General features: G+C 52.7%; 17 protein-coding genes. 7 read left to right on the forward strand and 10 right to left on the reverse strand.

Annotated features, from left to right (window positions below):
• Positions 1-53: 53 nt before the first annotated feature.
• The 5 genes from IE065_RS01145 to IE065_RS01165 all read right to left on the reverse strand — a co-directional run bounded on the left by IE065_RS01145 (position 54) and on the right by IE065_RS01165 (position 5,339).
• Positions 54-578, reverse strand: coding sequence for a J domain-containing protein (locus IE065_RS01145; protein WP_189510988.1), 525 nt, complete (start codon positions 576-578; stop codon positions 54-56).
• 37 nt (positions 579-615) lie between these two features.
• A complete protein-coding gene (locus IE065_RS01150) occupies positions 616-1,623 on the reverse strand; it encodes an SGNH/GDSL hydrolase family protein (RefSeq protein ID WP_189510989.1) in 1,008 nt (335 codons plus the stop codon).
• 9 nt (positions 1,624-1,632) lie between these two features.
• Complete coding sequence (locus IE065_RS01155) at positions 1,633-4,056, reverse strand: alpha-L-rhamnosidase-related protein (protein ID WP_189510991.1); 2,424 nt, start codon at positions 4,054-4,056, stop codon at positions 1,633-1,635.
• Between the two features lie 212 nt (positions 4,057-4,268).
• A complete protein-coding gene (locus IE065_RS01160; RefSeq protein ID WP_189510993.1) occupies positions 4,269-4,727 on the reverse strand; it encodes a heme-binding domain-containing protein in 459 nt (152 codons plus the stop codon).
• A 39-nt stretch (positions 4,728-4,766) separates the two neighbouring features.
• Positions 4,767-5,339, reverse strand: coding sequence for a shikimate kinase (locus tag IE065_RS01165; protein WP_189510995.1), 573 nt, complete (start codon positions 5,337-5,339; stop codon positions 4,767-4,769).
• Positions 5,340-5,561: 222 nt separating this feature from the next.
• Between IE065_RS01165 and IE065_RS01170 the strand changes: the two genes are divergently transcribed.
• The 7 genes from IE065_RS01170 (at position 5,562) to IE065_RS01200 (ending at position 11,948) form a co-directional block, all read left to right on the forward strand.
• Positions 5,562-6,722, forward strand: a complete 1,161-nt coding sequence (locus tag IE065_RS01170; RefSeq protein WP_189510997.1) for a polyprenyl synthetase family protein — start codon at positions 5,562-5,564, stop codon at positions 6,720-6,722.
• A gap of 82 nt (positions 6,723-6,804) precedes the next feature.
• Positions 6,805-7,248 (forward strand): bifunctional nuclease family protein, encoded by a 444-nt coding sequence (locus tag IE065_RS01175; RefSeq protein WP_189510999.1) that lies wholly within the window; start codon positions 6,805-6,807, stop codon positions 7,246-7,248.
• A 151-nt stretch (positions 7,249-7,399) separates the two neighbouring features.
• A complete protein-coding gene (locus IE065_RS01180; protein WP_189511001.1) occupies positions 7,400-7,933 on the forward strand; it encodes a hypothetical protein in 534 nt (177 codons plus the stop codon).
• Positions 7,930-9,036 carry a tRNA dihydrouridine synthase gene (locus tag IE065_RS01185; protein WP_200163425.1) on the forward strand — a complete coding sequence of 369 codons (1,107 nt, stop codon included), beginning with the start codon at positions 7,930-7,932 and terminating at the stop codon, positions 9,034-9,036. The genes IE065_RS01180 and IE065_RS01185 overlap by 4 nt, the downstream gene beginning before the upstream one ends.
• A gap of 36 nt (positions 9,037-9,072) precedes the next feature.
• Complete coding sequence (locus IE065_RS01190; RefSeq protein ID WP_189511003.1) at positions 9,073-9,873, forward strand: alpha/beta hydrolase; 801 nt, start codon at positions 9,073-9,075, stop codon at positions 9,871-9,873.
• Positions 9,866-10,423 (forward strand): DJ-1 family glyoxalase III, encoded by a 558-nt coding sequence (locus IE065_RS01195; RefSeq protein WP_189511005.1) that lies wholly within the window; start codon positions 9,866-9,868, stop codon positions 10,421-10,423. The genes IE065_RS01190 and IE065_RS01195 overlap by 8 nt, the downstream gene beginning before the upstream one ends.
• A 16-nt stretch (positions 10,424-10,439) precedes the next feature.
• Positions 10,440-11,948, forward strand: a complete 1,509-nt coding sequence (locus IE065_RS01200; RefSeq protein WP_189511006.1) for an O-antigen ligase family protein — start codon at positions 10,440-10,442, stop codon at positions 11,946-11,948.
• A gap of 219 nt (positions 11,949-12,167) precedes the next feature.
• Here the strand turns inward: IE065_RS01200 and IE065_RS01205 are convergent, their stop codons facing one another.
• The 5 genes from IE065_RS01205 to IE065_RS01220 form a co-directional block, all read right to left on the reverse strand.
• Positions 12,168-15,458: a CBM96 family carbohydrate-binding protein gene (locus tag IE065_RS01205; protein ID WP_189511008.1), complete on the reverse strand. Its 3,291-nt coding sequence runs from the start codon at positions 15,456-15,458 to the stop codon at positions 12,168-12,170.
• Positions 15,459-15,699: 241 nt separating this feature from the next.
• Positions 15,700-20,673, reverse strand: coding sequence for a PKD domain-containing protein (locus tag IE065_RS01210; RefSeq protein ID WP_189511010.1), 4,974 nt, complete (start codon positions 20,671-20,673; stop codon positions 15,700-15,702).
• A 528-nt stretch (positions 20,674-21,201) separates the two neighbouring features.
• Positions 21,202-22,656, reverse strand: a complete 1,455-nt coding sequence (gene priA / locus IE065_RS01215) for a replication restart helicase PriA (RefSeq protein ID WP_229792034.1) — start codon at positions 22,654-22,656, stop codon at positions 21,202-21,204.
• 8 nt (positions 22,657-22,664) lie between these two features.
• Positions 22,665-23,432, reverse strand: a complete 768-nt coding sequence (locus IE065_RS17930; RefSeq protein ID WP_229792035.1) for a primosomal protein N' family DNA-binding protein — start codon at positions 23,430-23,432, stop codon at positions 22,665-22,667.
• Positions 23,433-23,622: 190 nt separating this feature from the next.
• Positions 23,623-25,242: a DUF7507 domain-containing protein gene (locus IE065_RS01220; protein ID WP_189511012.1), complete on the reverse strand. Its 1,620-nt coding sequence runs from the start codon at positions 25,240-25,242 to the stop codon at positions 23,623-23,625.
• Between the last annotated feature and the right edge of the window lie 185 nt (positions 25,243-25,427).

Consider the following 25,427-nt stretch of genomic DNA (forward strand, 5'->3'; position numbering starts at 1 on the left):
CCCCCCTATTTCAATTTCGCATTGCGAAAAATTACGATCCAGCGGGGCGCTGGTTACTGGTCGAAATGTTTACGGGCGGCCTGATAGGCGGCGTTGTATTCGCGAGTTTTGCGCTCGGCCAGAGCAACCAGTTCCTCCCCAAGATCTGCCACACGGTCCGGGTGGTAGCGTTTGAGGGCGTCACGGTAGGCTACTTTGATAGCAGTAAAATCCGCGTCTTCGCCCAAGCCAAACACCGCCCGAAAATCGTTCACGGCAGGTGATACGGGAGGTTTTTTTTCAGATTGTGGCGTGGACTGGCGTGTAGCAGGCCCGGCATTCGTCTGAAAGGCGTTATCCCGCTTGTAATGCCGCTTGAGTGTCAGCCGGGCTTGAGGGTAAATCCGTCGCATTTTTTCCATGGCTTCGCGGATAGTGTCCGCAGGCAAGGACTCCATAAACTCGCTGCCATCGGGCTGGACGAGATGAAATTCAAACCACGGCTGTTCGCGCTGAGGAACCATCGCCGCCAGACTGTAGCCAGACCGCAGCGCGTGGCAACTCCAAGGATTCACCAAAAACGCCTTAGTTCCGATCACCGGAAAATATTTGCTGGATCGATGCGGAGAGAACCAATTATGCACGCGCAGCCAGTAGGACAGGCAAAATCTTCTCTGCCGCGCGCTGGCCCATCAGTTGATAGCCTTTGCCATTCGGGTGCAAGTTGTCTGGCAGCAGATCCGCATCGGCCTCCCAAAGGAGGTCGCGCCCTTCAAAAAGGAACAGTTTTTCATCGTTAAATGAAGTCAGCACCTCGTGCACCGAACGCAGTTCTTCGCGATAGTCTTCAAGCGTCATGCCCGCAGCATTATTCGTGGTCTCACGCTCGGCCGCATAGATTGGTGTAATTAACCCAATTGGCGCATCGGGATGCTGGTCGCGAATCGTCTTCACGAAACCAATGATGTTGTGCCGGAAGGTGCGCTTGCCCAGCGTGGAGCCACCATAAATATTGATGCCCAGCTTCAGCGTAATAATGTCCATCGGCTGGTTGGCGATGACACGCGCCACCATCGGTTCCAAATGGCAATTACCGCTGTATCCCAAGCAGGTCAGGTTAAGGTTCAATGCGCGTGCTGCAGTCGCTGGCCAGCTACGAGCCGGGCTCTTACTTCCGCCGCAATGCGTGATTGAGCTGCCGTATGTCAGCCAGCGCACGCGCTCATCGGCAACGATTTCCAGAGACGCGTCATCAGCCACACGCAACGCTTTTACATATGAATAGGCCTGGACTGGCAGGTAAATTTCGTAGACATGCGAAGACGGTTCGAGACCTGCAAAACGGTAAATATCACTGTCGCCAGATGGGCCTTGCGAAACCAGGATTTCATTATCGCACACCAAGTCCATAATGGGGAGTGCGCCCATGTTATTAAGGTGCGCTTCCAACTCAATGACCGGGCTATTCGTTTGAAAGCGCAAACGCACGCCAGCAGAACGACCAGCCTTATCTGGCAGATCACCGTCCGGTGCATGGAGCGCTAATTCATCGAAGGGCAAACGCCATGGTCGAATGTAGTCTTCGCCACGTTCGAAGCTGATCGCGCCTTGAAAAAAAGTTTCGTCAGGAATTATAGTTTTCATGAAATTTGTTTAGCAAAGTGTTTCATCGATTTCGTATTTCACCCCCTCAGGCACGGATACTTTAATGGTCATTTGGCCATCAACGCGTTCCCCGCTAACTGTGATAACGCCCAGTGGATGCGGCATTTCGGCACGGAAGAAACCCAACGGGCCTGGCATCGGCTTGATCCGGATCTGGCGGAAACCGGGGGCCACAGGGCGGACGCCCGCGACCGAGGCATAAGTGTGAAACATTGGATGGGCACCCCAACCATGGCAATCGCTCCGAGCGGGCTCCGGTGCCTCTGGCAATGAAACAAATCCCTGCTCGGGTAATCCACGCCAAAATTTCAAATGCTCAAAGTAAGCCTCACTCTGACCATAACGCGCAAAGACCTCCAACAAGTAATGCGAAAAATAAATGGTGCAGCGCGCATCCAAGTCAGCATTGAGCAATGCATCCAGACAAGCAGCCTCATGTTCCTCGCTCAGCATACAAGTCAACAAGGCAAGCACCTGTGCATGCTCACTGGTGAGTGGCGACATCCGAGAATCAAGCAGCAAATTTCGCTCACTGTCCCAATATAATCGCAGCGTGGCCTCCATGAGATCCTCGGCAAAGGCCATGTAACGCTTCTGCATAATCGGTTCGCCAACCGCTGCTTCAATCTCTGCTGCGCAACGCAATGTTAGGACAAGGTGCAGGTTTAAAATCGACGAGTCGCCCTCGCGCGTACCCGGCCCACAACCTGATTTCCATCCCTTGACCCAGTCGACAAATTGCCAGCCAGCAATTTGCCCCAGCACGCCCTCATTCGTCATCTGCGGAATAAATTTCTCCAGCAAATTGCGGATGCCAGATATACGATCACGCACGAAATCGAGGTCGTCGCGCCACATCATAAAATCATGCACCATCCATACCCACATCATTGCATAGCTCGAGCTTTCTTGCCGGAGGTGACAGGGATAGCGCTCCGAAACCAATTCACCAAGTGATCCGATACGTGACCAGTCAAAGAGGTCAATCGCCCGACGGCTTATACGATCGTCACGATAGCAGGCATAGTTCGACAAACCATGCAGCCGCGTATCGCCCACGTACATCATTTGTTCGTAGTATGGGCAATCCGTCCAAGTTTCATGTGCGCAGTATTCCAGCCCTTTCGCCATGAGGGGCATAATGCTGTCCCACTCAGTGTCGCTTGACTCCCACTGCGCATCAAGGTTGAAGGGATAGCCCGTCGTCACCACACCCAAACGCCGAATCGAAACCGGTTCATTGCCGGATCGAATACGCAGGCGTGCATATCGCCCAGAACGCCACCAAATAATTGGAGCAGTGAGTATTTCAGACGATTTTGGCAGATTGAATGCATCACCAAATCCCAACCAAAACTTGCCGGTAATTTCACCCCGATGCCCCTTGGAGCGCGAAGCAGTGAGCAACTGATCGGCCGCACATTCATAAAGTGATTCCGCCCACTCAAACTCAATATGGCATTCGCCGCCCACGATTTCGATCAACGGATAACCGCAGCGGTATTCTTCAAAATCCCAAAGCACTTCCACGTTTGTATCTGCCGGAATTTCAACAAGCTTCGCATCGCAGAGTAAAGCCTGCCACCCAGCAATGGATTCCGCTTGCCCGCCTTCACGCCATGAATCTTCGGAAATAATCCGAACCGCCCTCACCTTTCCACCTGCCAAACGAACCCGTTTTTGCTCAGGCAAATAGGAACGATCAAGCGCCCAGCCCTGACGCACTACGCCGGTGTGCTGCTTATTCAAAGGTCCACGAAACACAACTGCTTGCTTGCGCTCATCGGAGCCAAACCACTGCGCAACATTTACGGTGAACGACGGCCCGATATCGTGGTATCTCAAGTTATCGACTCGTTTCATACTCACCGCATTGGTCAAATCACGGTATGTCCACGGAGCCAAGCCAGTGTTGAGCAATGCCTCATCGTCAGGCTTTACCGCGCACAATAAAAACCCTCCCCGGTAGGACATCTGTGCCATGGGGGCAATCGGCAGACGATTTCCCTCGGCGTCCATTTCCTCTGGTGATGGCTGGGGACCGCTCGCCAGCGGCAGCGTCCACACCAGCGCAGTCAAGGTATGGCGACCAGCCGACACTGGAATGGTGAGCGATGACACCGCCCAGTGCCCAAGGTCGCTGCGATCCGGGCCAAAAGCCACATCCTGCCCGTCAAGATACAGTTGAAAACGTTGATCTGCCGTTACATGGAGTTCAAGCGGACGATTTCCATCAGCCCAATCAAACTCCAGTGAAAATTCCAAAAAAGCTGTTTCTTGCCCACGCTTGTTTTGAGCCCAAATCCAAGATGCCAGCTCTGCGGGATGCCCCGGAATCAGATTGGCGTCTCCAGGCAGACGATCGATGGGCGCAAGAGTGAAGCGAAAGTCGGGGTGCGTTAGAATGCTCATTACAAAATCAGATCAGTGCTCTTAGTTAGATGGCCGAGCACACGCATGGAATCAACGTGCTGTTGTTCAACAAGAAAAACCAGGGCATTTAGGTCTTCGGGGTGGGTCATTGGTGTGATCTTTGGAGATGCTATAATCGACATCCATCCTAAAATCACAGAAACCGCCCGCTAAATGTTAAAAACCTCCTTCACCACACTAGGAGAAATGATCTAATGTGAATGGCCATGATGATCATCTGAGTGGTATTCACCATCAGCATTAAAGGTCAGTTTAAGACCAGCAGAGAACTCTTCCCGTTGCTCTAAAGTGAGGCGAGCCTTGGGGTGCATCCAAGTATAGCTGCCCAGCGGCATCCAGCCCTCATGAACGGCTTCATAGGCTTCGTGCGCATCGCCCATATCGGGTACGGAAATGTTGAAATGCTCGCGCCCTTCCTCCACGTGATGCGCCAGCCACCAGGACGCCGGAGCCACCTTCGCATACCACGGCCAGACAGTTTCGTTGCTGTGGCAATCGGCGCAAGCACCCATAAAGTATTCCTTGGTCTGGGCGTTAGCCCAATGAACCTCGTGGGTTACGGGGGGATTCACGTCATCAACCGGCACAAACTGGATGCCGATAAAAATGACAATGAGGACGACGAAGATTTGCAACAAGCGCTTTTTCATCTGCGCGAGCTTGGTGATAATTCAGCGAAACGCAATGCCTCAACGAGGCTTTTCTTTAGCTGTTAGACGACGAGATTCACGAAAGTAATATCGCTCGATATGGCGGGCAATTTCAACCATCGGCTGATGATCGGTGTAGAAGCACGCGCCGGCTTGCAGGTAGATCGGCTCACGTTCGGCAAGCAGATCAGCAATGCGCTGGGCAGGGTCGGCCACATTGAGCAGTGGGCGGTTGGCATTGCCCTTCGTCCGGCTCAGAATGGTCTCTGGACTGGCAAAAAGACACGCCACGAGACCGCGGCGCTTGAGTTCCTCAATCATGCCAGGAGCCGTCACCAGACCACCGCCACAGGAAACGACGCAGTTGCTTTCCGGATGCCCGGAGTGGACGAAATCATACTCCAGCTTGCGAAAATAGGCCTCTCCTTCTGCCGCAAAAATGTCTGGAATCGGGCGGCCTTGTGCCTCTTCAATCGCGCGATCAGAGTCTAGATGCTGCATGCCAAGACGACGCGCCAAGGCCCGGCCCACTGTGCTTTTCCCAGTGCCCATGAAACCAACCAAGTAAAGATTGGGGCGCGCTTTCGCCGCCGTCTGTTTCCTGTCTGCCATTGTGCTCAGCTCATTCCCGCTGGTCCTGAGCTCGATAACAATGTGTTCCGCGCATCCTTGGGCGCAAGTTCTAAGCGGAACCGTTTTTTGTACCTACCAACACCAACGTAGTTTTCCAGTAAAGACTGCACCCTCCCCCATCAACGGCCCAAGAGTTTACGTCATGGCACAAAATCCGCTTGTCGCTTGATATATTAGACATTAGCGTCAATCATACTATCTATGCCATTAAGTGCTACTACTGACGATTGGCCGGAGCCCCAACGGATGGACTCTCCCGTGACCCCAGTCGACCCGCTTGAGATGCTTCTTCCACTCGAAGAAGACCTACATGCGTGTATCACCATGGAGCTCAAGGAGTTAGAGGATCGCCTATCGCAGCACCCGTCTCTCGAACCCGCTTGGCGATCGCTCAAAGCCTTTCTCCGCCAACCCGGTAAACGCCTGCGCCCGCTCTTGTTCTTACTCAGCTATCAGCTCTTTGACCGCAAAGATACCCCCCCCCCACGCTCCGCCCTCCGTGTCGCTGGTGCCCTGGAGCTTTTTCACGCCTTTGCCCTCATCCACGATGACTTGATCGACTGCTCGGAGTCCCGCCGCGGCAAGCCCACGCTCCACCGCGCCCTGGACAACGATGTAACCAGCGATCGACGCAACGCACAGAGCCTTGCCCTCGTGTTGGGAGACATCCTCTTCGGCTTTGCGATGGAGTGCTTTCTCGACCCCGAACTCCCCCCCCCCCGCGCCCAGATGGCCATGCGTTACTTCCTCCGCATCGCCCAAGAAACTGGCATGGGACAGGCCGCGGAGATCGCCCATCTGGAAATTCCTCTGGCAGACATCAACGAGTCCGAAATCGAGCAAACCTACCATCTCAAGACCACCCGCTACACCATCGAATGCCCACTGGTCCTTGGCGCATTGCTCGCTGGCGCAGATCAAAATACCCATCTCGCCCTCAGCGCCTTTGCCCGCCCCCTCGGCTTGGCCTTCCAGATCGAGAATGACTTGCACGAAGTCGAACTTCTCCCTGACGCTGCACCAGACCTAGCCTACGACTTTCATTGCGGCGTCAAAACGCTGCTCCTCAAGCGCCTCCACGATTCCCTCCCCCCCACTGACCAGAAACTGCTCCACACCGCCTTGGCCCGTTCGGAAAGCCAGGAAGGACTTTCGCAGATCGCACTCTTATTAGCCAAGTCCGGCGTTCCCTTGCAATTGCGACGCGAAGTACGCCAGCATTTCAACGACGCCCGCCAAGCCCTTCGTGAATCCGCCTTACCGTCAAGCCAAGTTGCCTTTCTCGAAGCCGTGGTAGAGTTCATCCAAAGCAACCGCCGCCATTCAGAATCCACCGCGGCCACTCGCCCACGTACTGCGTAGCGAACCGAGTAACCAATCCACCCCTAGAACTCCCGCGGAATCCGCTTGCGGATACCCACATCATGGTGTTCCTTTTACTTATATGCTGAACGACGTGGTTGAAGTCGATATTAAGGGCGTCATGCCGACGTCCAACGGGTGTGCGGTTTTCCTTGGAAGCGAGGAAAAGACCTTTGTCATATATGTCGATCAGGGTATCGGTAACGCCATTTCGATGACGATTAACCACGTCAAAAAAGAGCGCCCGCTCACCCACGATCTCATCGACAGCATGTTCCAAGGCTTTGGCATCGGCGTAGAGCGCGTGGTGATCAACGATGTCGACGATGGCACTTTTTTTGCCCGTCTGATCCTGAATATGGACAACGAAATCGGCAAAAAAATCGTCGAAATTGACGCCCGGCCAAGCGATTCCATTGTCCTAGCCCTACAAGCTGAAAAGCCCATCTACGTCGCCCAAAAAGTCATCGATTCCGTCGAGGATATGACAGAAATTCTCGAACGCATTCTGAAACAGTCGGACTGATTCGGAGGTTAAAGATTAAAAGTGGAAAGGTTAAAGCAACGACCACTTTGGCCATGTATACTCACGATGAATAAACTCTTCTGGAAATATTCGTCCAAAGCCAATCGTCCGCTGAGCCAATAATCACACGGATTTCGCGTTCCTGAAAACCATGAAAACATACGTTAGCCTCTTCATTGCACTGCTGCTAGCCGGTTGCGTGACTGGACCGGAAATTTTGACGCCACTGCCCTATCAAGGTTACGTGCTCCAGTGCGTGGTATTCAAAACAAGCGAAGCTATAGAATCGCCTACATTCGAAGTGTTGAAACTCGACTCAAACGCCGAATTGATCGTACTTCCGGGCGTAATTCTGCAAGAAAATCAACCGCAAGACATAAACTTATTCATGCCCAACGGTGATGAATTGGCCATTTCGATCGCGGAATTTAACCCCAAATATATCAAGGATAGAGGCACCGCCCTGGTTAGCTTCACCTATGGCCAACGGCTTTTCTCCAATACGCACCCAGCAGAGGGCAATGCAGACGCCACATTCACACAACGCCGCCAAATTCAAAGTTCCTTGATGCTCCAGCCTGACCAATGGAAGTCGGTAGGCAGCGTGAGAAACAAGGATGGCGGGGAATATTACTTCGTGCGCCTGACCTCCCCCATCAAAACGTTGCCGGGAGGCGCAAAATGACCCCCCCCCTGCCCGACACACTGATCCCCAGCCAGCCGCCAACGGCCCTAGCGCCAATGCAGGACGTGACCACACGCGCATTCATGGCGATCGTCAATGAATACGGGCCGCCAGACCTATTCTTCACGGAGTATTTTCGCGTACATGAACATTCGCGACCGGAAGCGCACATCCTTGAGTCCATTGATGACAACCCGAGCGATCGGCCTGTTTTTGCGCAGTTGATCGGCGAGGATATCGAGCACATGCAGCGCACCGTGCGCCTGCTGCTCGAGCACCCAATCGCAGGCATCGATCTCAATATGGGTTGCCCCGCACCCAAGGTTTACAAGAAAAACGTCGGCGGCGGCCTGCTCCGTGATCCGGACAAGATTGACGCCCTGCTGGGCGCACTACGGGAAGTCTGCCCTGGGCGGTTCACCGTCAAGATGCGCATTGGCTTTGCCGATACCGAGCATTACGCCCCGATTCTGAAGCTCATCAACAAGCACGATGTCGACCTGCTCAGTGTACACGGACGCACCGTCAAGGGCATGTATCGGAGCGAAGTCGACTATGATTGTATCAAACAGGCCGTGGACAGCGTGGCCTGCCCGGTGCTCGCCAACGGCGATGTGTCGTCAGTCGCCAAAGGCCAATGGGTGCTCGCACACACCGGTGCCTCAGGTCTAATGATTGGCCGACATGCGATCCGCAACCCGTGGATTTTCCGCCAATTGAGAGAAACTTTCGACGGGCAACCAGTCTTTCAACCGACTCTGGGCGATGTACGCGGCTACGTGGATCTACTTTGGAAGGAAACCCGCAAGGGCCGCCACGAAGACGAGCGCCATGTTGCCTATCTGAAGAAATTCCTGAACTTCGTCGGCCAAAGCGTCGACCCCGAAGGCCATTTTTTACGGACGATGCGCCGAGCGCGTGCGCCAGAGGACTTTTTTGCAATTTGCGACGAATGCCTAGTTAATGGCGGGCGCGACCAAATTCCCTTCGCTGCTGAGCCCTATCCTGGCCTAATCGCCCGTCCTAGCCGTGAGGCACCCACCGGGCCGTCAGCTAGCAACGCAGGCGAGCTTCAGGAATGCAATCTGGACAACGTCACTTAGACTCGACTTCCCTCCGTGCGCCGCAAAAAACGACCCATGCTCTGGCAACTAATCAACGGACTGGCAATTGGGCTTGTCCTCGCATATCTCGGTCTCTGCCTGTTCGCCGTATTCTTCTCCGATCGGATGATTTTTCCAGTGCCGCCTCGCAGCTACAAGGACACCAAGGAAATCATCAGGCTACCGTTACCACGCTCCAACACCGAGATTGCTGCGCTCTACCTGCCCAACCCAGAAGCGAAGTTCACCATCCTCTACAGTCATGGTAATGCCGAGGACTTGGGCAATATCCGGCCGTTTTTGGGAGACCTGCGAGATCAAGGCTTCGCTGTAATGGCATACGACTATCCCGGCTACGGAACCAGCGACGGCCGCCCAAGCGAGCAGGGCTGCAATGAAGCTATTTCTGCCGTCTTCAGTTATCTCGTTGTTTTGCGGGATGTCGACCCCGACAGCATCATCTTATTCGGACGCTCGCTGGGGGGGGGGCCTACGATTGCCCTCGCGTCTAAAAAAGTCGTCGCAGGCGTCATCACCGACGGCACTTACTCCAGCACATTTCGAGTCGTCACCCGTCGAAAATTGGTGCCTTGGGATAAATTCGACAACCTCGCCCTAATCAACCAAATCCAGTGCCCACTGCTGATCATACATGGCACACAGGACCGTACGGTCCCCTTCTCCCACGCCCAAGCACTATTTGACAAGGCCAAGGAGCCGAAAACCGCATTTTTCGTCGATGACGCTGGGCACAACAATTTGATTGAACGGGCAGGCTCCCGCTATTGGGATGCCATCGACACATTCACCAAATCACTCCCCGAACCCCATGAGTAAATCTGCATTAGTCATCCTGCACGAAGGCTTTGAAGAAATGGAAGCCATCGCCCCCATCGACATCCTTCGAAGGGGGGGGGTCTCGGTCACCGTTGCCTCGCTGACCAAGGAGATTCTCATCATAGGCCGCAACAGCATAACGGTGCAGGCTGATGTCGACCTCGATCAAGCGTTGATGCACGACTATGACGCCATCGTTCTGCCCGGTGGCCCAGGGGTTAATAAATCCCTCCGCCACGACCCGCGTGTGCGCCTTGCGATTCAGCGACAACTGGAGTTGGGGAAGCTCGTGGCTGCCATCTGCGCGGCCCCTCTGACCTTACTCGACGCAGGTTTGTTAGAGGGTAAACGTCACACTGCACATTATAGTACAGTCGAGGAATTACCCGAGATGGAATCCGCCCAAACCGTAATTACCGACGGACTGATTATCACTTCCCAAGGGGCAGGTACAGCAACAGCGTTCGCACTGACGGTGCTCGCGCAATTAACCACTGAGATGGTGGCGCGCGAAGTCGCCGAATCCATCTGCCTAAGCACTCCACAATAGGGGATTTGTTTCTACTGTGTGGGAAGAAGAATATCCGCTGCCCGGTTATAAAACCGCGACTGAAAAGTATGTCACGGCCCAGTTCATCGGCATGGGCTTGCTCACAAGCTGGCTTGTGGGGGGGGATTTTGCGGGCGGACCGTCACTGAGCGCCGCCATTGGGGCCCTATCGTTATTTTTCTTCTTTTTCTACCGTCGGGAGGGAGCCATCTCTACGAGCACCAATCGCCGTTATTTTCGACGCTGGTTGCTTGTGCCTATTGCTATGCTCGTCATCTGGTCGATTGGTCAGTTTTCGCCGACAATCTCATACCTACAAATCGGCGACCGAATTTATCTACAATTGGCTAACCCGCCCACCATTGGACCGGTCAATAGTTTCTCCGGTGCCAATTGGCAACTGATGGTATACCCCTGCATGATGATGATGAGCGCGGTTGGGCTTGTGGCCTTCACCCAGAGCCAGCACGCCATGGCCAAGATACTGATCACGCTCACGCGCAGTGCAATGATTCTGGCGGGCATTGGCCTAGTTGGAGAAGTATTTCGCTGGAAGCGTATCCTCACCTTTCTGACGCCTGCACAAGACAATTTCTATTCAGTATTTCCCCATGGACACCAATGGGCGGCATTTGCCCTGTTCTGGATGGTTGTTAGTTTCGGCGTGTTATTCTACCTCCATCATCGGCAATCTTGGAAAAGCCTGTTCTCCCATAATAGCATGTGGCTTGTCTTAGGCTGGGTGGTGCTGGCGTGGTCAGTCTATTGGACGGGCGCACCAGTCCATCATTTCCTGCTTGGATTGGGTATCGGCCTGTTAACACTTAGCACTGGGCTGATGATCGCGGCCAATCGCAAAGGGCATATTGGTAGCATGTTGGGCGGTGGCCTACTCGCCCTAATCGGTTGTGCGTTATCTGGCGGCAGCATCTACTATTTTGCCTCGGAATTCACCTTAGCGCAAAACGATGTCACGCGGGCACCATTTGGGATTCCATGGGAAGTCCAAACCGCTCTCTGGCGCGATGCCTGGGCCTTGTTTGAACAGCGTCCATACTTTGGCTGGGGCATCGATGCGTTTGCCGATGTCCTCCCCTTTCACCAACAGATAGACCTCGGCCAGGAATACTACGGATCGCCCCACTCTGACCTGCTGCAAGGCTTAGTCGAATACGGTCTGGTCGGCATGGCGCTCTGGCTGATTTACCCATTGTCGCTGATGTTTGCCTTTGCGCGGATGAAAACCCACCGCCGTCTAAGCCATTACCTCTGGGGCGGCGCTACGCTGCTTGCGCTGCTATCTTTGGTCAGTCAACCACTCAGCAGCCCGGCAAATTTCGTCTGCTTGTGGATTGGCTTGGCAATGGCCTTCAAGTGGTCGCAAGCTGCCGAGCAGGGTCAACGATCCACTCCTGTCGCCCGAAACTCACCTTTACCTGTGATCAAAGCCAATCCTGAACGGGAAAACGAGGTTGACCGATCTTCAAAGACTCGCCACAAAAACCGCCGCCGCCGTTCCAATTAGTAAAGCGGAGGTCGTATCGTGGTTTCCTGCAACCAAACACAGCGTCTCATTGGCCTTCAGCAAAAAAAATCCCACCATGCATGGAAATTTATCGATGCTGGATGGGATGCAAAATGACTGTAGGCTTTGACCATTTGTCAGCGACAAACGGCCAAAGCAACTACAGTCAAATGATCAAGCGTAACTTACTATGTTCGCTGGAATCGCAGTTGGTGTCGTTTATTCCGCTTCGTAGATACGAATATCAGAGAATATCGCATTGAGGCTGGCATCATCATCATCGTCGCCAACAAAGGTCAGGTAGGACATACTTCCCGTGAAGAATGAGCCAACGGGAATCACAAGGGTTACCGGCCCTGAGCCTGCGACATACAAGGGACTGATCGGCGCGAAGGAGTCGTTAAGCACTTGGCTACCCGCCAACTTAATGTGCGTCAAACCAGTCAAATAGTCATTGTCAGAGTCGAAACCAATGCAGGTCAGCTCACCGACATCGGAAGCATCGAGTGTCACTTCCATCATGGTGTCAGCAGTCACCGTATAGCTGTATGCATACTTCCTCCAGTAGTTGCCTGTTAGTTGAAGCGAGGTATTGCCTGCCCCCAATGTCATACCGCCAGAGGCAGATTGCGAAGCGTAGTCTGAGAAACTTCCTGAATCAAAAACAAGCACGCTAGAAGGCGCAGTTGTCGACTCAACTTCCAGCACTGGCCCTTTGCCTGTATCTTCCCGGCTATTAAATGTAACATACATGGGGGTTGATGAAGGCTGAATCAGGACGAACGAGGCTCCCCCATCATCAATGGCTTCTTGAGCGATATAGGAAGTCACATCAATCTCATGAACCACTCCAGGTGTTCTGGCGTCAATCGTTGCGATTAACGTTCCAGATGAAGGCTCACGAGTATTCCAAGTCATAGTCGACTCATCCCACGCGTCGTTCACAAGTTGACGGATTTCGATGTAACGCGCTCCAGAACCTTCACCACCGATTGAGTTTACCCTTAATTTCAATGTCGCGTTCGTCACGGTTCCAGTAAGCGAGGACAGCGGGAAACGAACGTACGAAATACGATCGTAATCCGGGGAACCATTTTTGACGGCTAAACCCAAATTACTGCCGTAATTTGTGGTTGGGTTCGCATCATGCACATACGCATCCGCCTCGGCATCAATTTCAGAAATCGTTGAGCTTGGGGCCTCGGTTTCAATTTCAAGAACTGGCTCCTTTCCGGTATTCTCACGACTGCCAAATATAACCAACTTGTTGCCACTACCTGGCTGGATAAGAACAAAGGAAGCGCTTCCATCACCGCTCATTTCAGATGAGACGTATGCACTTACATCAATTTCATGAATCACTCCAGGAGTCCGGGCGTCGATGGTTGCAATCAACGTTCCCGTTGATGATTCGCGGGTGTTCCACGTCATCGTCGACTCATCCCATGAGTCATTCGCAAGCTGACGAATCTCGATGTATCGCGCACCGGATCCCTCTCCACCGATTGACTCCACATTCAGCTTAAGCGTCGCCCCCAGAAAACTATTGGTGGTCGATGGCAGAGCAAAACGGAGATAAGCAATACGCTTATACTCCGAGGGGCCTGATTTAGCCAATAATCTGGTATCGCTGCCAAAATTGGTGGTCGCGTTTCCGTCATTCACGAAGGTATCTGCTTCGGGGATAATTTCGAAGAATTCAGTTTCTCCGCTGGGAATGCCTGCGTTTAAGGCCAAGCGAATGGAATCTATTGCCAACGTGTATCCGCTGCTCGATCCGTTTTTGCCGGTCACGGTGAATCGGAAAACGGCGGTGGCATCCGAAGCCAATGTTACCGTTCCTATGGCGACTTCACCATAACCAGCAGTGCTGCTGTATTGATCGACTGGCGCACCAATATCAACGCCATCAACACTTAGCTGATAAATGCCCCGATCTGAAGCCGTCTTATCCGTAACAAAAATCCAATAAGTACCGACTGGCAAATTTGGAACCGAGAATTCGATCCAATCACCGGTGCTATCTGCATCCAAACGCACGAGCTCGCCACCACTAGAAGATACGTCCGCAACAAGCGTTTCACCCTCACCCGAATTGGAGACGAGTAGTGACTCCGCTTCAAAAGGAGTCGATAGAGAATGATACCCAATGGACTGGCCATATTCCTGGCTGTCCAACTCATTACCGATACCGTTCCAAGTGATTGAGGGGCCGAAGAAATCTGGGTCAGTGCCACTGCCGGGACGATAGGTAACCGTGCCGCTGCCGAGTGTGACAGAGCCAGTTTCATATGAACCCGCTGCTCCGCTGAAGGCGATTATGCTATCGGTCACGGTAAGGCTACCGCTGCCATCTTCATCTAATCCACGACCAGTATTACCATAGTAGGTATAGTTTGTAACCGTGGAATGCCCATTTTGGGTCCAGATACCAGAACCATTAGTCGATTCACTCCCAGTTTGGTTCGCGGTTGTGCGACGGAAGGGATAAGCGGCCACGCAGTTGTTCAATGTTTTGGTATTATGCCAAAGCCTGAAGCCACGATAGTTCTTCACCGAAACACAACCCTCAAAATTTGCGACTGGTTTAATGTCGAAGCCGGCATCCTCGTTGTTCACCGCAATACAGCGGATGAACTGACTCGTGCCGCCAGTACTTCCCTCAAGAACAAAGCCATCACCATTGTAATAGCCCTGCGGATCGCCATTGGAGTCAGTCTGGTTATTCCACCGGTTATTCATAGCGATACAGTCTTCAAAGACCAGGTTCGTGTTAGCCGTACCGGAGCCATATCCAACAAAGCCAAATGGCAAAGATTCGCCATGATCCCACCAACTAACATCGCCTCCGGTCATATCGGCCGTGCAACGCCTAAAGGTTACATTGTCGCAACCACGATCTAAGCGGAAACCTTGCTTCGTGTATTCCTGAACGACCACATTTTCAAATAGGGTGTCATCAACATAGTAAAGGTATACGCCATGCCGAACGTCATGGATAAGTATATCCCGAAACGTTAAGCCTACGGACGAATTACCGGACGAATTTTTAATCCCGTGACGCGTGCGACTGATCTCCAAATTTTGCACAATCCAATGGTCGCCCCGCACAAGCAACACCTGAGATTGTCCAGAATTTGGAGAGGTTCGAGTCCAACCAGGGTCTCCGTTAAAATGTGGAATTCCACCACCAGTATCGACCCCCTTAATCGTTTTCGGGAGACTGGCTGTGCCGTCTGAATTGATGAAAATTTGTGTGTCTACGTAATTACCGGAACCGACATAGAGCGTATCACCCGGAACCATCGTCGTATTGAGCGTTGTGGACATGGAACTCTTCGACAATGCATTGGCGAAATCCGCGCCGGTTTGAGCTCCCGCACCACTGGATGTCATGTAGTACTCGACAGCTTGAATATTTGAGGCAGTAACAAACGCGGCTACCATTGGGAGCACGCGGAACAAGGCCGGGCAGGCGAAAGCCCGTCGGCAGGTAAATAAACCTAACATTTTTTAGATTTGAGATTAGGGGTGAGTATACGGGTAGTTTGAAGCAAACAAAAATGCTTCAGGACGACTCTACTCAACAAACTATGGGGAAAACGAATCCTCCGGTAGTTAAGTTATTCAATAGAAGTATGTCCGCCCCATCATTCTCCCAACCAATCGAGCGACAAAAAATGCCCGGTTGCATGCAAGCGCAAGCAACCGGGCACTGTGTTTAAGCCCTTCGGCAAAGCTTTCTGAAGCGTTATTCGATAATCAAGTTGCTGAACTCAGCCGTTGTCAGTGTACCGCCAACTCGACTGTAAACACCCAAACCGATCAGAATTTCATCAGGCATATCAACAGTACTCGTTGTCCCAAGCTGCGTCCACGTAGTACCATCCGGCGAGAGGAAGCTGCTGAATGTATCGCCGACGCGCTGGAGACGAATCCAGTAAGGAGGAACCGGCCCCCACAGTTTATCCCGAGGCCAATTCCCAACATAATCATCAGTCGGCCGATGTGAATTCGTCCCACCATTAACAGCCTCAAGACCGACCGCTGCAAACCGTGAGCCATCGTCCGTCGTTGGGCGCATCATAATCATTGAGGATGATTCGTCGTGCTCTGCGGTAACTGAGTCGACACGGGTAGTAACAGTGACATCTCCTGTATAGGAAATATAGGCGAAATGCAACAAGTCGGATGATTGCCATGGGCCCATGCCGCCAGCTCCCTCAATAATAAAGCCGGTCGCTGTAGCCGTCGCGCTGCCCGCGGCAGTCACTGAACCGATGTCTTCCGAAGTCCAGAGCTCAACTGCACCATTTTCCTCAATCAGCTCAATGACGCCAAGGTAGCCATAGCCCACCCCATCATCTGTTTCAACATCGAGCCAGATAGAGCCGTCCAGCTCAGGCATCACTTCGGTAAACTCAATGACCGTGGTGATATTATCCGTCACATCCAATAGCTGAGATTCTACACCAATCGTGTAGAGAGTACCCCGATTACCGGCACCCGCACGCGAACCAAATAGCCGGATCGTGTACGTCTTGCTGATATCCAAGCCATCCAGCACAACTGTCGCCAATTGAGTATTTTCAACATAGAATGAGTCTCGAGCAGCGGTGTTCGGATAAATCACTCCGCTGTCCACACCCATACCGTTAGTTGATGTGAAACCGCTGTCGATCGAGAGACTGATACCCGTCAACAACCCGTCGGAATCAATCGCATCAGTGATAAACGAGCCAGCCCAGCTAGTCGTGAGGTTATTCCAATTACCTGCCGTAGTGTATGCCGCATCTCCGAAGTCGAAGAGCACTGGCGCACTAATAGGCGAAGCCTCCGGATTCACTGTAATCGTAACATCGTCCGATGCACTCAGCGCGGTATCGCTCCCGGTCAGGCGCAATACATAGGTGCCTTCCACGGTGAAAGTCGCTGTTGTCGCCAACAGAGAATCGTCCGCAAAAGTGACCGTTCCGGGGCCACTGAACGTTGTCCATTGCGTCGTCAACGAGCTGCCTTGTGGCAAACCGTCATCGCTGGCGGAACCACTAATGGCCAAGGCGGCGGTACCACTGCTCAAGGTAACGGAATCGTCGGTGCCGGCATTAACAACGGGCGACTGATTCGTCGGTGCAGTAACCGTTATCGTGACGTCGTCCGATGCACTCAGCGCGGTATCGCTCCCGGTCAGGCGCAATACATAGGTGCCTTCCACGGTGAAAGTCGCTGTTGTCGCCAACAGAGAATCGTCCGCAAAAGTTACCGTTCCGGGACCACTGAACGTTGTCCATTGCGTCGTCAACGAGCTGCCTTGTGGCAAACCGTCATCGCTGGCGGAACCACTAATCGCCAAGGCGGCGGTACCACCACTCAAGGCAACGGAATCGTCGGTGCCGGCATTAACAACGGGCGACTGATTCGTTGGTGCCGATGATGAAGTGACGGTAATGACATCCGTTCCTACGTTGCTAGCGGCATCCAAAGCAGTAATGGTAATGACATTGTCACCCGTTTGCAGTGGGATGTCATTCACCTGCCAAGACGTCCCAACCGTGATACTACCACTGCCGCCCTGATTGTTGGCCCAGGAAAGGCTGCTCACGCCCACATTGTCCGAAGCCGAACCCGCAAGGGTAACCGTGGAGGCTGTTGTTGCGTAAGTGCCATTGCTCGCTGGCGAAGTAATCGAAACAACTGGCAGCGTTACATCACCACCACTCAAAGCGTTCACATCAATGAAGTCATTCGTTATCGTTTTTCCATTACCTGGAGCTCCATACGCAATGGTTTCAGCTTCGAGGTAAATCTCGTTGATGGTACCTTCGGTCGATAATCGTAGTGGCGTGACTGTGACATTCCAACTGCTCGTTCCATTCACAGCGGGCGTAGGTTCATTAAAGAACTGGCTATTTCGATACCATATATTCGTGGTATCGGCATCTGCCACCCCACTCAACGGAAGGCTACCACCCGATACCGTCGTGCTACCGCTTGTTGTAGGTGAGGTCACCTTGATGTAGGGGCCGACCAAGGATGCGGGTTCCTGATTGCGGCGCTGCGACATTACCCAAGCCACCAAAGGTGTCTGCGAGCCGTATGCGCGTGTCCAGGCAGCAGAATGTCCTCCGGTATCATACCTTGTATAGATGGGCTTGCCTCCTGCCGCACGCATTTGACCTGCAATCTGATCGGAGCCATTGATTCCTATGGTTGCATCATCGACACAATGAAACGCCCAGAGCGGGATATGTGCATAATTATCGGCATAAGACGATGGAACCGATCCCGCATTGGGGTTGGCTGCAGCATAACGACTGGGATAACTGTCGATTTGCTTGACCACGCCTTCTCCTCCCATACCCATTCCCGTGATGTAAATGCGATCGGGGTCGATATGGTAGTTGGCGATCAAGTCGTCTAACATCCCTTGGATTTGCCCAGGCAAGTAGCTATCACCCCAATTATTCAACTGGCACTGAGGTGCCACCCAGAAGCAGGGAAATGCTTCCCTATTGTCAGGATTAGCCGTTGAGATGAAGATCATTGAGCCATTGGCATTATTCACCAGCTGCGAACTATTATCGGTTCCTCGTTCGTCTGCTCGGTGCAGCGACAGAACCAGAGGATAGAGTGTTCCGGCATCGTTTGAGTCATAGTTCTCAGGAATCATATACCGGTAATGCAGAGATGTCGCGTTACCATTATCATAGCTGCCGGACGGAAAGTTCGTCGAATTGACAGTCGGATAAGTAATTGGAGGGGGCGTACCTTCTGGGTTCACCGTTATCGTAACGTCGTCCGAGGCACTCAGCTCAGTATCGCTTCCAGTCAGGCGCAATACATAGGTGCCTGACACAGTGAAAGTCGCCGTGGTTGCCAACAACGAATCATCCGCAAAGGTTGCCGTTCCGGGGCCACTGAAGGTTGTCCATTGCGTCGTCAACGAGCTACCTTGTGGCAAACCGTCATCACTGGCAGAACCACTAATGGCCAAAGCGGCCGTGCCACTAACCAAAGTAATATAATCGTCGGTACCGGCATTGACGACCGGTGATTGATTCGTTGGTACAGAAACCGTTATCGTAACGTCATCCGATGCACTCAGCTCGGTATCACTTCCAGTCAGGCGCAATACATAAGTGCCTTCCACGGTGAAAGTCGCCGTGGTTGCCAACTGGGAATCGTCCGCAAAAGTGACCGTTCCGGGGCCACTGAACTTTGTCCACTGCGTCGTCAACGAGCTGCCCTGCGGCAAACCGTCATCACTGGCAGAACCACTCAGAGCCAACGCGCCCGTACCACTAATCAAAGTAACCGAATCATCCGTACCAGCATTAACTGTCGGTGATTGATTCGCCGGCGTCGGTGATGAAGTCACGGTGATGACGTCCGTTCCAACGTTGTTGGCGGCATCCAGCGCAGTAATGGTAATGACATTGGCACCCGATTGCAGTGGAATGTTGTTGTACTGCCAAGTAGCTCCAATAGTTATGCTACCGCTACCGCCCAGATTATTGGACCAGGACAAACTGGTAACGCCAACATTATCCGAAACAGTTCCGCCGATGTCTACTGTGGTGGCAGCGGTCGCGTAGGTAGCACTGCTCGTGGGCGAAGTAATCGTAACGACTGGCTGAGTCGAATCACCCGTCACATGATTAATGATGACATGGGCATTGGTTGTCGTTTTTCCACCATAATTCGCTGACACTGGTGTAGCAATGGTTTCCGCCTCTAAATATATTGGGTTAACTGAGTCTCCCCGAAGCGGGCTGGCGGTGACACTCCAGCTGGTCGTTCCACTGACAGTTGGAGGTGTTTCGTTGAAGAACTGATTATTACGATACCAAATATGTGTGGTATCCGCATCGGCCACACCGCTCAAGACAACGCTGCTATCCGAAGTCGATATATTTCCGGAACTCGTGGGAGAGGTCACCTTGAGATGTGGCCCGACTATGGATACGGGCTCCTGGCCACGACGTTGAGACATCATCCACGGAACCAAAGGTGTGTCCGGACTATATGCACCAAGCCAACCAGCATGATGACCGCCTGTATTATAGCGAGTATAAATGGGAGTGCCACCGGCTGCACGCATACCACTGATGATTACATCTGAGCCATTAACGCCCTGAACCCCATCATCGGCAGCGTGAAATGCCCAAAGTGGGACGTGGGCATATACGCTCTCCATCCCACTGGCAGTTCCACAGTTCGGATTGGCAGCTGCGTAGCGATTCGGATAAAGGCTAAGCTGAGTGGTTAGACCGTTAGCCCCCAGAGAGAGACCAGTAATGTATATACGGTCAGGATCAATATGGTAGTTGGCGATCAAGTCATCCAGCAGTCCTTGGATTTGAGCGGGTAAATAATCATCGCCCCAGTCATCTAACTGGCATTGCGGAGCAACCCAAAAGCAGGGAAAATCGGTCTGATTGTCAGGATTAGCGCTGGAGACGAATATCATCGAACTGTTGGCATTAGAACCCAATTGCTTATTGTTATCATCACCTTTTTCAGTTGATCCGTGTAGAAACAAAACGAGCGGATAAAGCGTCTGGCTATCATTCGCATCATAGTTCACCGGAACGAAGTACCGGTATTCGAGTTCTGTTGCGTTTCCATCGTTATAGCTACCTTCCGGGAAATTCGTGTAATTAGTGGCCGGATACGTAACCGCACGTGCACTCGGCACGGAGAATATTAGGGCTGAAAAAGCCATAAAAGCCAGCAACTGGCGCCGACTGCATGACCTGCAGAAGGAGAGTAAACGCGGAGGTATTTTCATTTTATCAATGGGGTTTGTCATTCGAGAATGAGACGAGAGATTAACGAACACCAATAAGGTGATAAGTTATCGATTATATCATTATAAAATCCAATACAAGCTCCATTTTAATATTCTGGCAAAAACAAATCTCATAGCTTCAAGTCGGACCATACATGAGTTTCAGTCATTCGACTGGCATTCAATGGCTTATAAAAAACGCCTAAAATACCCCAAGTCATCGATATTTACTGCAATATGAGGCAAAAACCAATCGTTTGATTATGCCCACGCCACTATGCAAACACCTTACACCCTGCTAATATAAGTGCACGTTTCGTAAACCCGTAACCCCCACAATCTTAGACTCGATTCGGCAACTGAATAGATGATAAATCATCAGCTATATACCCTATGGCAGTTTTTGACTAATCGATAATCGTGCGCAATAATCCGCACAGCCCGATTCCCCCCCCCCCCCCCCTAAGTCATATCGACAGGATCAACGTCAAAAACATCGATAACGTCTTCGTCCATGGGAAAGGTCTTACGGAGAGCGAGAATGTCTGGGAGGACCTTGCTCACGTTGTTGAGGAAATACCAAATATGGAAACGGTAGGTATCCTTCATCTTCTCCAAGGGAGCAGGCGCAGGGCCACGAATTTCGACCGCATGCTCGAGCTTCTCCTCAATGAGCTCGGCCCATTTTTCCGCGTAGAAAATGACCTTGTCTGGGTTACGCCCCCGAAAGAGATGGCGAACGATGTGGCGGAACGGTGGATAGTGAAACTCGCGGCGCTGCTCTAACTCGACCTCCAGATAACCATCAAAATCACCGCGGCGTGCAAACTGGATCGGCTCGTGGTGCGGCATGAAGGTCTGCACGATGACCTCCCCCGCCTTATCCCCCCGCCCTGCTCGACCTGAGACCTGCACAAGTAGCTGGAAACAGCGCTCACCAGCGCGGAAATCGGGAATGTGGAGCGAAATATCTGCATCAATCATCCCGACCAGCGTGACATTGGGAAAGTCGAGGCCCTTCGCGATCATTTGAGTGCCGACCAGGATATCGATTTTTCCCTTCCGGAAATCACCAAGTATCTGACGGAAGAGGTTCTTCTTCGTCATCGTATCGGTGTCCATCCGTACGATTTTGGCGCGGGGGACAATCTTCTGGACAACCTCCTCAATGCGCTGGGTACCAGAGCCGCGTTTGCGAATTTCCACCGAACCGCACTTACCACAGCGCTGTGGAGCGCGCTCAAAATAACCGCAGATATGGCAACGGATGCGCTCGTCTGTCTTGTGGTAAGTCAGCGTGACGGCGCAATGCGGGCACTCGGGCGTGAAACCGCAATCAGGGCACAGAATACTATTGGAGTAGCCCCGACGGTTCAGGAAAAGAATGGCCTGCTCTCTTTTCTCGAAGCGGTCGACAAGTTTCTCCGCCAACGTTTGTGAGATCGATGAAAGGCCATCGGCGCGGAGTTTTTCGCGGCGCATGTCGACAATATGCACCGTTGGCAACTGGCGGTCATCAACGCGTTTATTCAGGCGATTGAGCTGATAGCGCTTCTGCTGGACGTTGTAAAGCGACTCCAGAGACGGCGTCGCCGAGCCTAGGATACACGTTGCCCGGGCCAGCATTGCACGATAAACAGCGACATCACGGCCATGATAGCGCGGCGTCTCCCCCTGCTTATAGGCCGGCTCGTGCTCTTCGTCGACCACGACGAGGCGCAAGTTTCGCACCGGCGCAAAAATTGCTGATCGCGCCCCAACGACCACCTGAGCTGCGCCTTTGGCCAACTCAAACCAAGCATCGAACCGCTCTCCCACCGAAAGGTGGCTGTGCCAAACTACGATCTTCGCACCATCCCGCTCTAATCGCGCACGCAGCCGCCCTACCGTCTGCGGGGTCAGCGCGACCTCGGGCACGAGAAAAATCACCCCCCCCCCACCGCAAGCGTGGCCCGCATAGTATCGAGGTAAACCTCAGTCTTCCCAGAGCCAGTGACTCCGTGCAAGAGATGCGGACGAAACTCATTGGACGCTAAACTCACTCGAAAATCGTCCGCCGCCGCCTGTTGCTCATCATTAAGGACGACATCATGCGCCGCGACAGTTTCCGCCCCAGCGAGGTCGTCGGTATATACAGTTCGCTCCTCCCGCTCAGCGAACTCACGCACCAAGCCTTTTTTGACAAGCGTGGTGCAACTGGCAGCGTTAACCTTGAGGCGTTGAAGCACCATTCCCTTCGGCAGTGGCTTGATTTGCTGCTGGAGAAACCGGTACAGTTCCGCCTGCTTGGGAGCACGTTTTTCGAGGGCGGCCATCTCCTCATCGGGTAGGATTTGGCCGATTTCAATCAACGAACGAAGCTTCGGCGCAGTCTGCTGACGCACCGCACCAGGAATCATCGTTTCAAAGACAGCATCCAGTGTCGCAGCATAATAACGCTGCATCCATCGCCCGAGCTGGATCAGCTGACCGTCAAGGACCGGCGTATTATAAAGGACCTCGAAGATGAACTTTAATTTACCTGCCGGAACCTCTTCCTTAGAATCCATTTGCGCGACGACACCCAATTCCGTTCGGTTGAGCAGCGGGATGCGCACAAGTGAGCCAACGAAGACCTGGCCCTGCATCACCTCGGGCACAGCGTAGGCCAAGGAACGATCAAGGCCGGTCAGTGGCAGGACGTCGATGAGCATGGAAAAGATTAAAGAGAAAGAATCAAAGATTAACGGGCGCGAAACTGGGTGACAACCAACACGTCTATGGAACGATGAGCACCGCCCGCACACCACTTTAATCTTCAATTTTTTCCTCTAATCTCCCAAACAAAAAAAAGCCCGCGGTAATTACCGCGGGCTCTCGAAAGTTTAACTTAACCGATTTAGCTTAGTAAATCGTGGTGGATTCTTGGTCCACGATTGGCACCGTGCGGAAGTTGGTCATCGTTTCCATCGGAATGGTAACTGTGCCGCCGCTTACACCAGTTGCAGTAACTGTGCGGGTAACTTCCTTACCAGGAGCCAGATCAACCGCACCGAAGGTAACTACTTGACCAGAAACCGTGCCACCAGCGCTGACGCTGTTGATCTTCAGATTAGCTGGGAAGGTAAGAACCTGCGAAGTAATCGTGATGCCTTCATAAGGCGACTGATTAAGTGCACGGATGGTGTAGACCGTCTGCTGACCGATTTGAATTGGGTCAATCGAGTCTGCCAATGTGGTGTGAACACCAGGAACAGCCTTCCAGAGGGTCTTAGCCGAAGCGCTTTCACTCAGGCCACGGTCAGTGCTGACAGTAGCAACGTTGGTGAGGGTGCCGGGCTTAGCCGAAGTGTAGGTGAGTGTCCAAGTGTGGGACTCGCCAGCAGCCAAGGAAGGTAGCTTCCAAACCACTTGGTCGGCAGTGTCGTCGACTTGTGGATTCGGGTGACCAGGCAGCCAGTAACCGTAGATGTTACGGCGAGGATCATGCATTGGCTGAAGGAAGATTGTCTGACCAGAGGACTTCACGTCATAGACTTCGCCGCCCTTTTCAACCTTACCATGCAGCACTGCGCCGTCTGGAATGTTGTCAGTGACAACGAGGTTGGTGAGAGTGGTGCTACCCTTGTTGGTAATCGTGATTTTGTAGTCAGCTGGAACGAAGATGTATTGCTCAGCAGGACCTGTCTTGGTGATAGAGACTGCGGAGTTGACGACTTCGATTGGAGCGGTAGCCGAAACTGGTGTGCCGCCGTCGAAGTTGGCGGTCGCTTCGTTAACAAACTTACCAACCTTGGTGGACTTACCAGCAACCTGGAAGGTCGCGGTGTCACCCGGCATAAGCGTACCAGCGTTCTTGCTGAGTGCACCTGCTGGCGTGAATTCCTTAGGCATTGTGTCCGTGATCGTGGTCATGTCAGCGGCAGCATTGCCAACGTTCTTGACTGCGATGTTCCAAGTGGCGGATTCACCCAACTCGACCATTGCTGGACCAGTCTTGGTGATGGAGAGCTTAGGCTCGCCAACGAAGAGCGGGAGGCAAACGAGCGGATCTGCGCGAATAACCGAACAAACGTCAAAGGTGCCAGTGGTGCTAGGGATAACCATGACCTTGATGTTCTTGGTTTCACCTGCCTTGATGGCTTCCAGATCCCAGCTTGGCATACCAAACTGATTCATTGCAGCCTTCGGGTCAGAATCCTTGAACTTAACGGAGCTCGGCAGGAACTCGTCAATCTCGACGTTGGTGACGGCCTGCTTGGCAGTCACATCGATGTCATAAGTATAGGTTTGGCCAACGGTCGAACCGGAGCCATAACGCTTTACTACTTTGACCAGATGATCTTCGTATACAACGTATCCATCGCCAGATTGACGTTGGACGGTTGGAACGGATGCGGGAGCCGCAGTCTGTGGTTGTGGGGCAGGAGCCTTACCGCCTGTCGTGCCACAGCCCGAAAGCAGTGCGGCAATCGCCAGACCCGGAACCAAGACGGTTTTAATGAGGGACTTAGTGCGCTTCATAGTGTTAGATGAGTGTTCAAGTATTTGCATAACATCGGCTACAACCGATCTGTAATGTAGCATCTTGTCAGTTAAATATGCTCCGTCAACCTTCAAACGCATTTCACTGATGGTTGAATAGCCCCCATTTTTTAAGTGATTCCGGATTGACCTGAAGCCCAGAAGTCTCAAATTAGTCTCAATAA

The organism is Cerasicoccus arenae (assembly GCF_014651635.1).
GTDB lineage: Bacteria > Verrucomicrobiota > Verrucomicrobiia > Opitutales > Cerasicoccaceae > Cerasicoccus > Cerasicoccus arenae.

Bases quoted from the DNA above. Each gene is read 5' to 3' on its own strand.
- IE065_RS01160 (WP_189510993.1), bottom strand. From the start codon at position 4,727: ATGAAAAAGCGCTTGTTGCAAATCTTCGTCGTCCTCATTGTCATTTTT.
- IE065_RS01165 (WP_189510995.1), bottom strand. From the start codon at position 5,339: ATGGCAGACAGGAAACAGACGGCGGCGAAAGCGCGCCCCAATCTTTAC.
- IE065_RS01190 (WP_189511003.1), top strand. From the start codon at position 9,073: ATGCTCTGGCAACTAATCAACGGACTGGCAATTGGGCTTGTCCTCGCA.
- IE065_RS01185 (WP_200163425.1), top strand. From the start codon at position 7,930: ATGACCCCCCCCCTGCCCGACACACTGATCCCCAGCCAGCCGCCAACG.
- IE065_RS01170 (WP_189510997.1), top strand. From the start codon at position 5,562: ATGCCATTAAGTGCTACTACTGACGATTGGCCGGAGCCCCAACGGATG.
- IE065_RS01205 (WP_189511008.1), bottom strand. From the start codon at position 15,458: ATGTTAGGTTTATTTACCTGCCGACGGGCTTTCGCCTGCCCGGCCTTG.
- IE065_RS01220 (WP_189511012.1), bottom strand. From the start codon at position 25,242: ATGAAGCGCACTAAGTCCCTCATTAAAACCGTCTTGGTTCCGGGTCTG.
- IE065_RS17930 (WP_229792035.1), bottom strand. From the start codon at position 23,432: ATGCTCATCGACGTCCTGCCACTGACCGGCCTTGATCGTTCCTTGGCC.
- IE065_RS01180 (WP_189511001.1), top strand. From the start codon at position 7,400: ATGAAAACATACGTTAGCCTCTTCATTGCACTGCTGCTAGCCGGTTGC.
- IE065_RS01195 (WP_189511005.1), top strand. From the start codon at position 9,866: ATGAGTAAATCTGCATTAGTCATCCTGCACGAAGGCTTTGAAGAAATG.
- IE065_RS01175 (WP_189510999.1), top strand. From the start codon at position 6,805: ATGCTGAACGACGTGGTTGAAGTCGATATTAAGGGCGTCATGCCGACG.
- IE065_RS01150 (WP_189510989.1), bottom strand. From the start codon at position 1,623: ATGAAAACTATAATTCCTGACGAAACTTTTTTTCAAGGCGCGATCAGC.
- IE065_RS01210 (WP_189511010.1), bottom strand. From the start codon at position 20,673: ATGGCTTTTTCAGCCCTAATATTCTCCGTGCCGAGTGCACGTGCGGTT.
- IE065_RS01155 (WP_189510991.1), bottom strand. From the start codon at position 4,056: ATGAGCATTCTAACGCACCCCGACTTTCGCTTCACTCTTGCGCCCATC.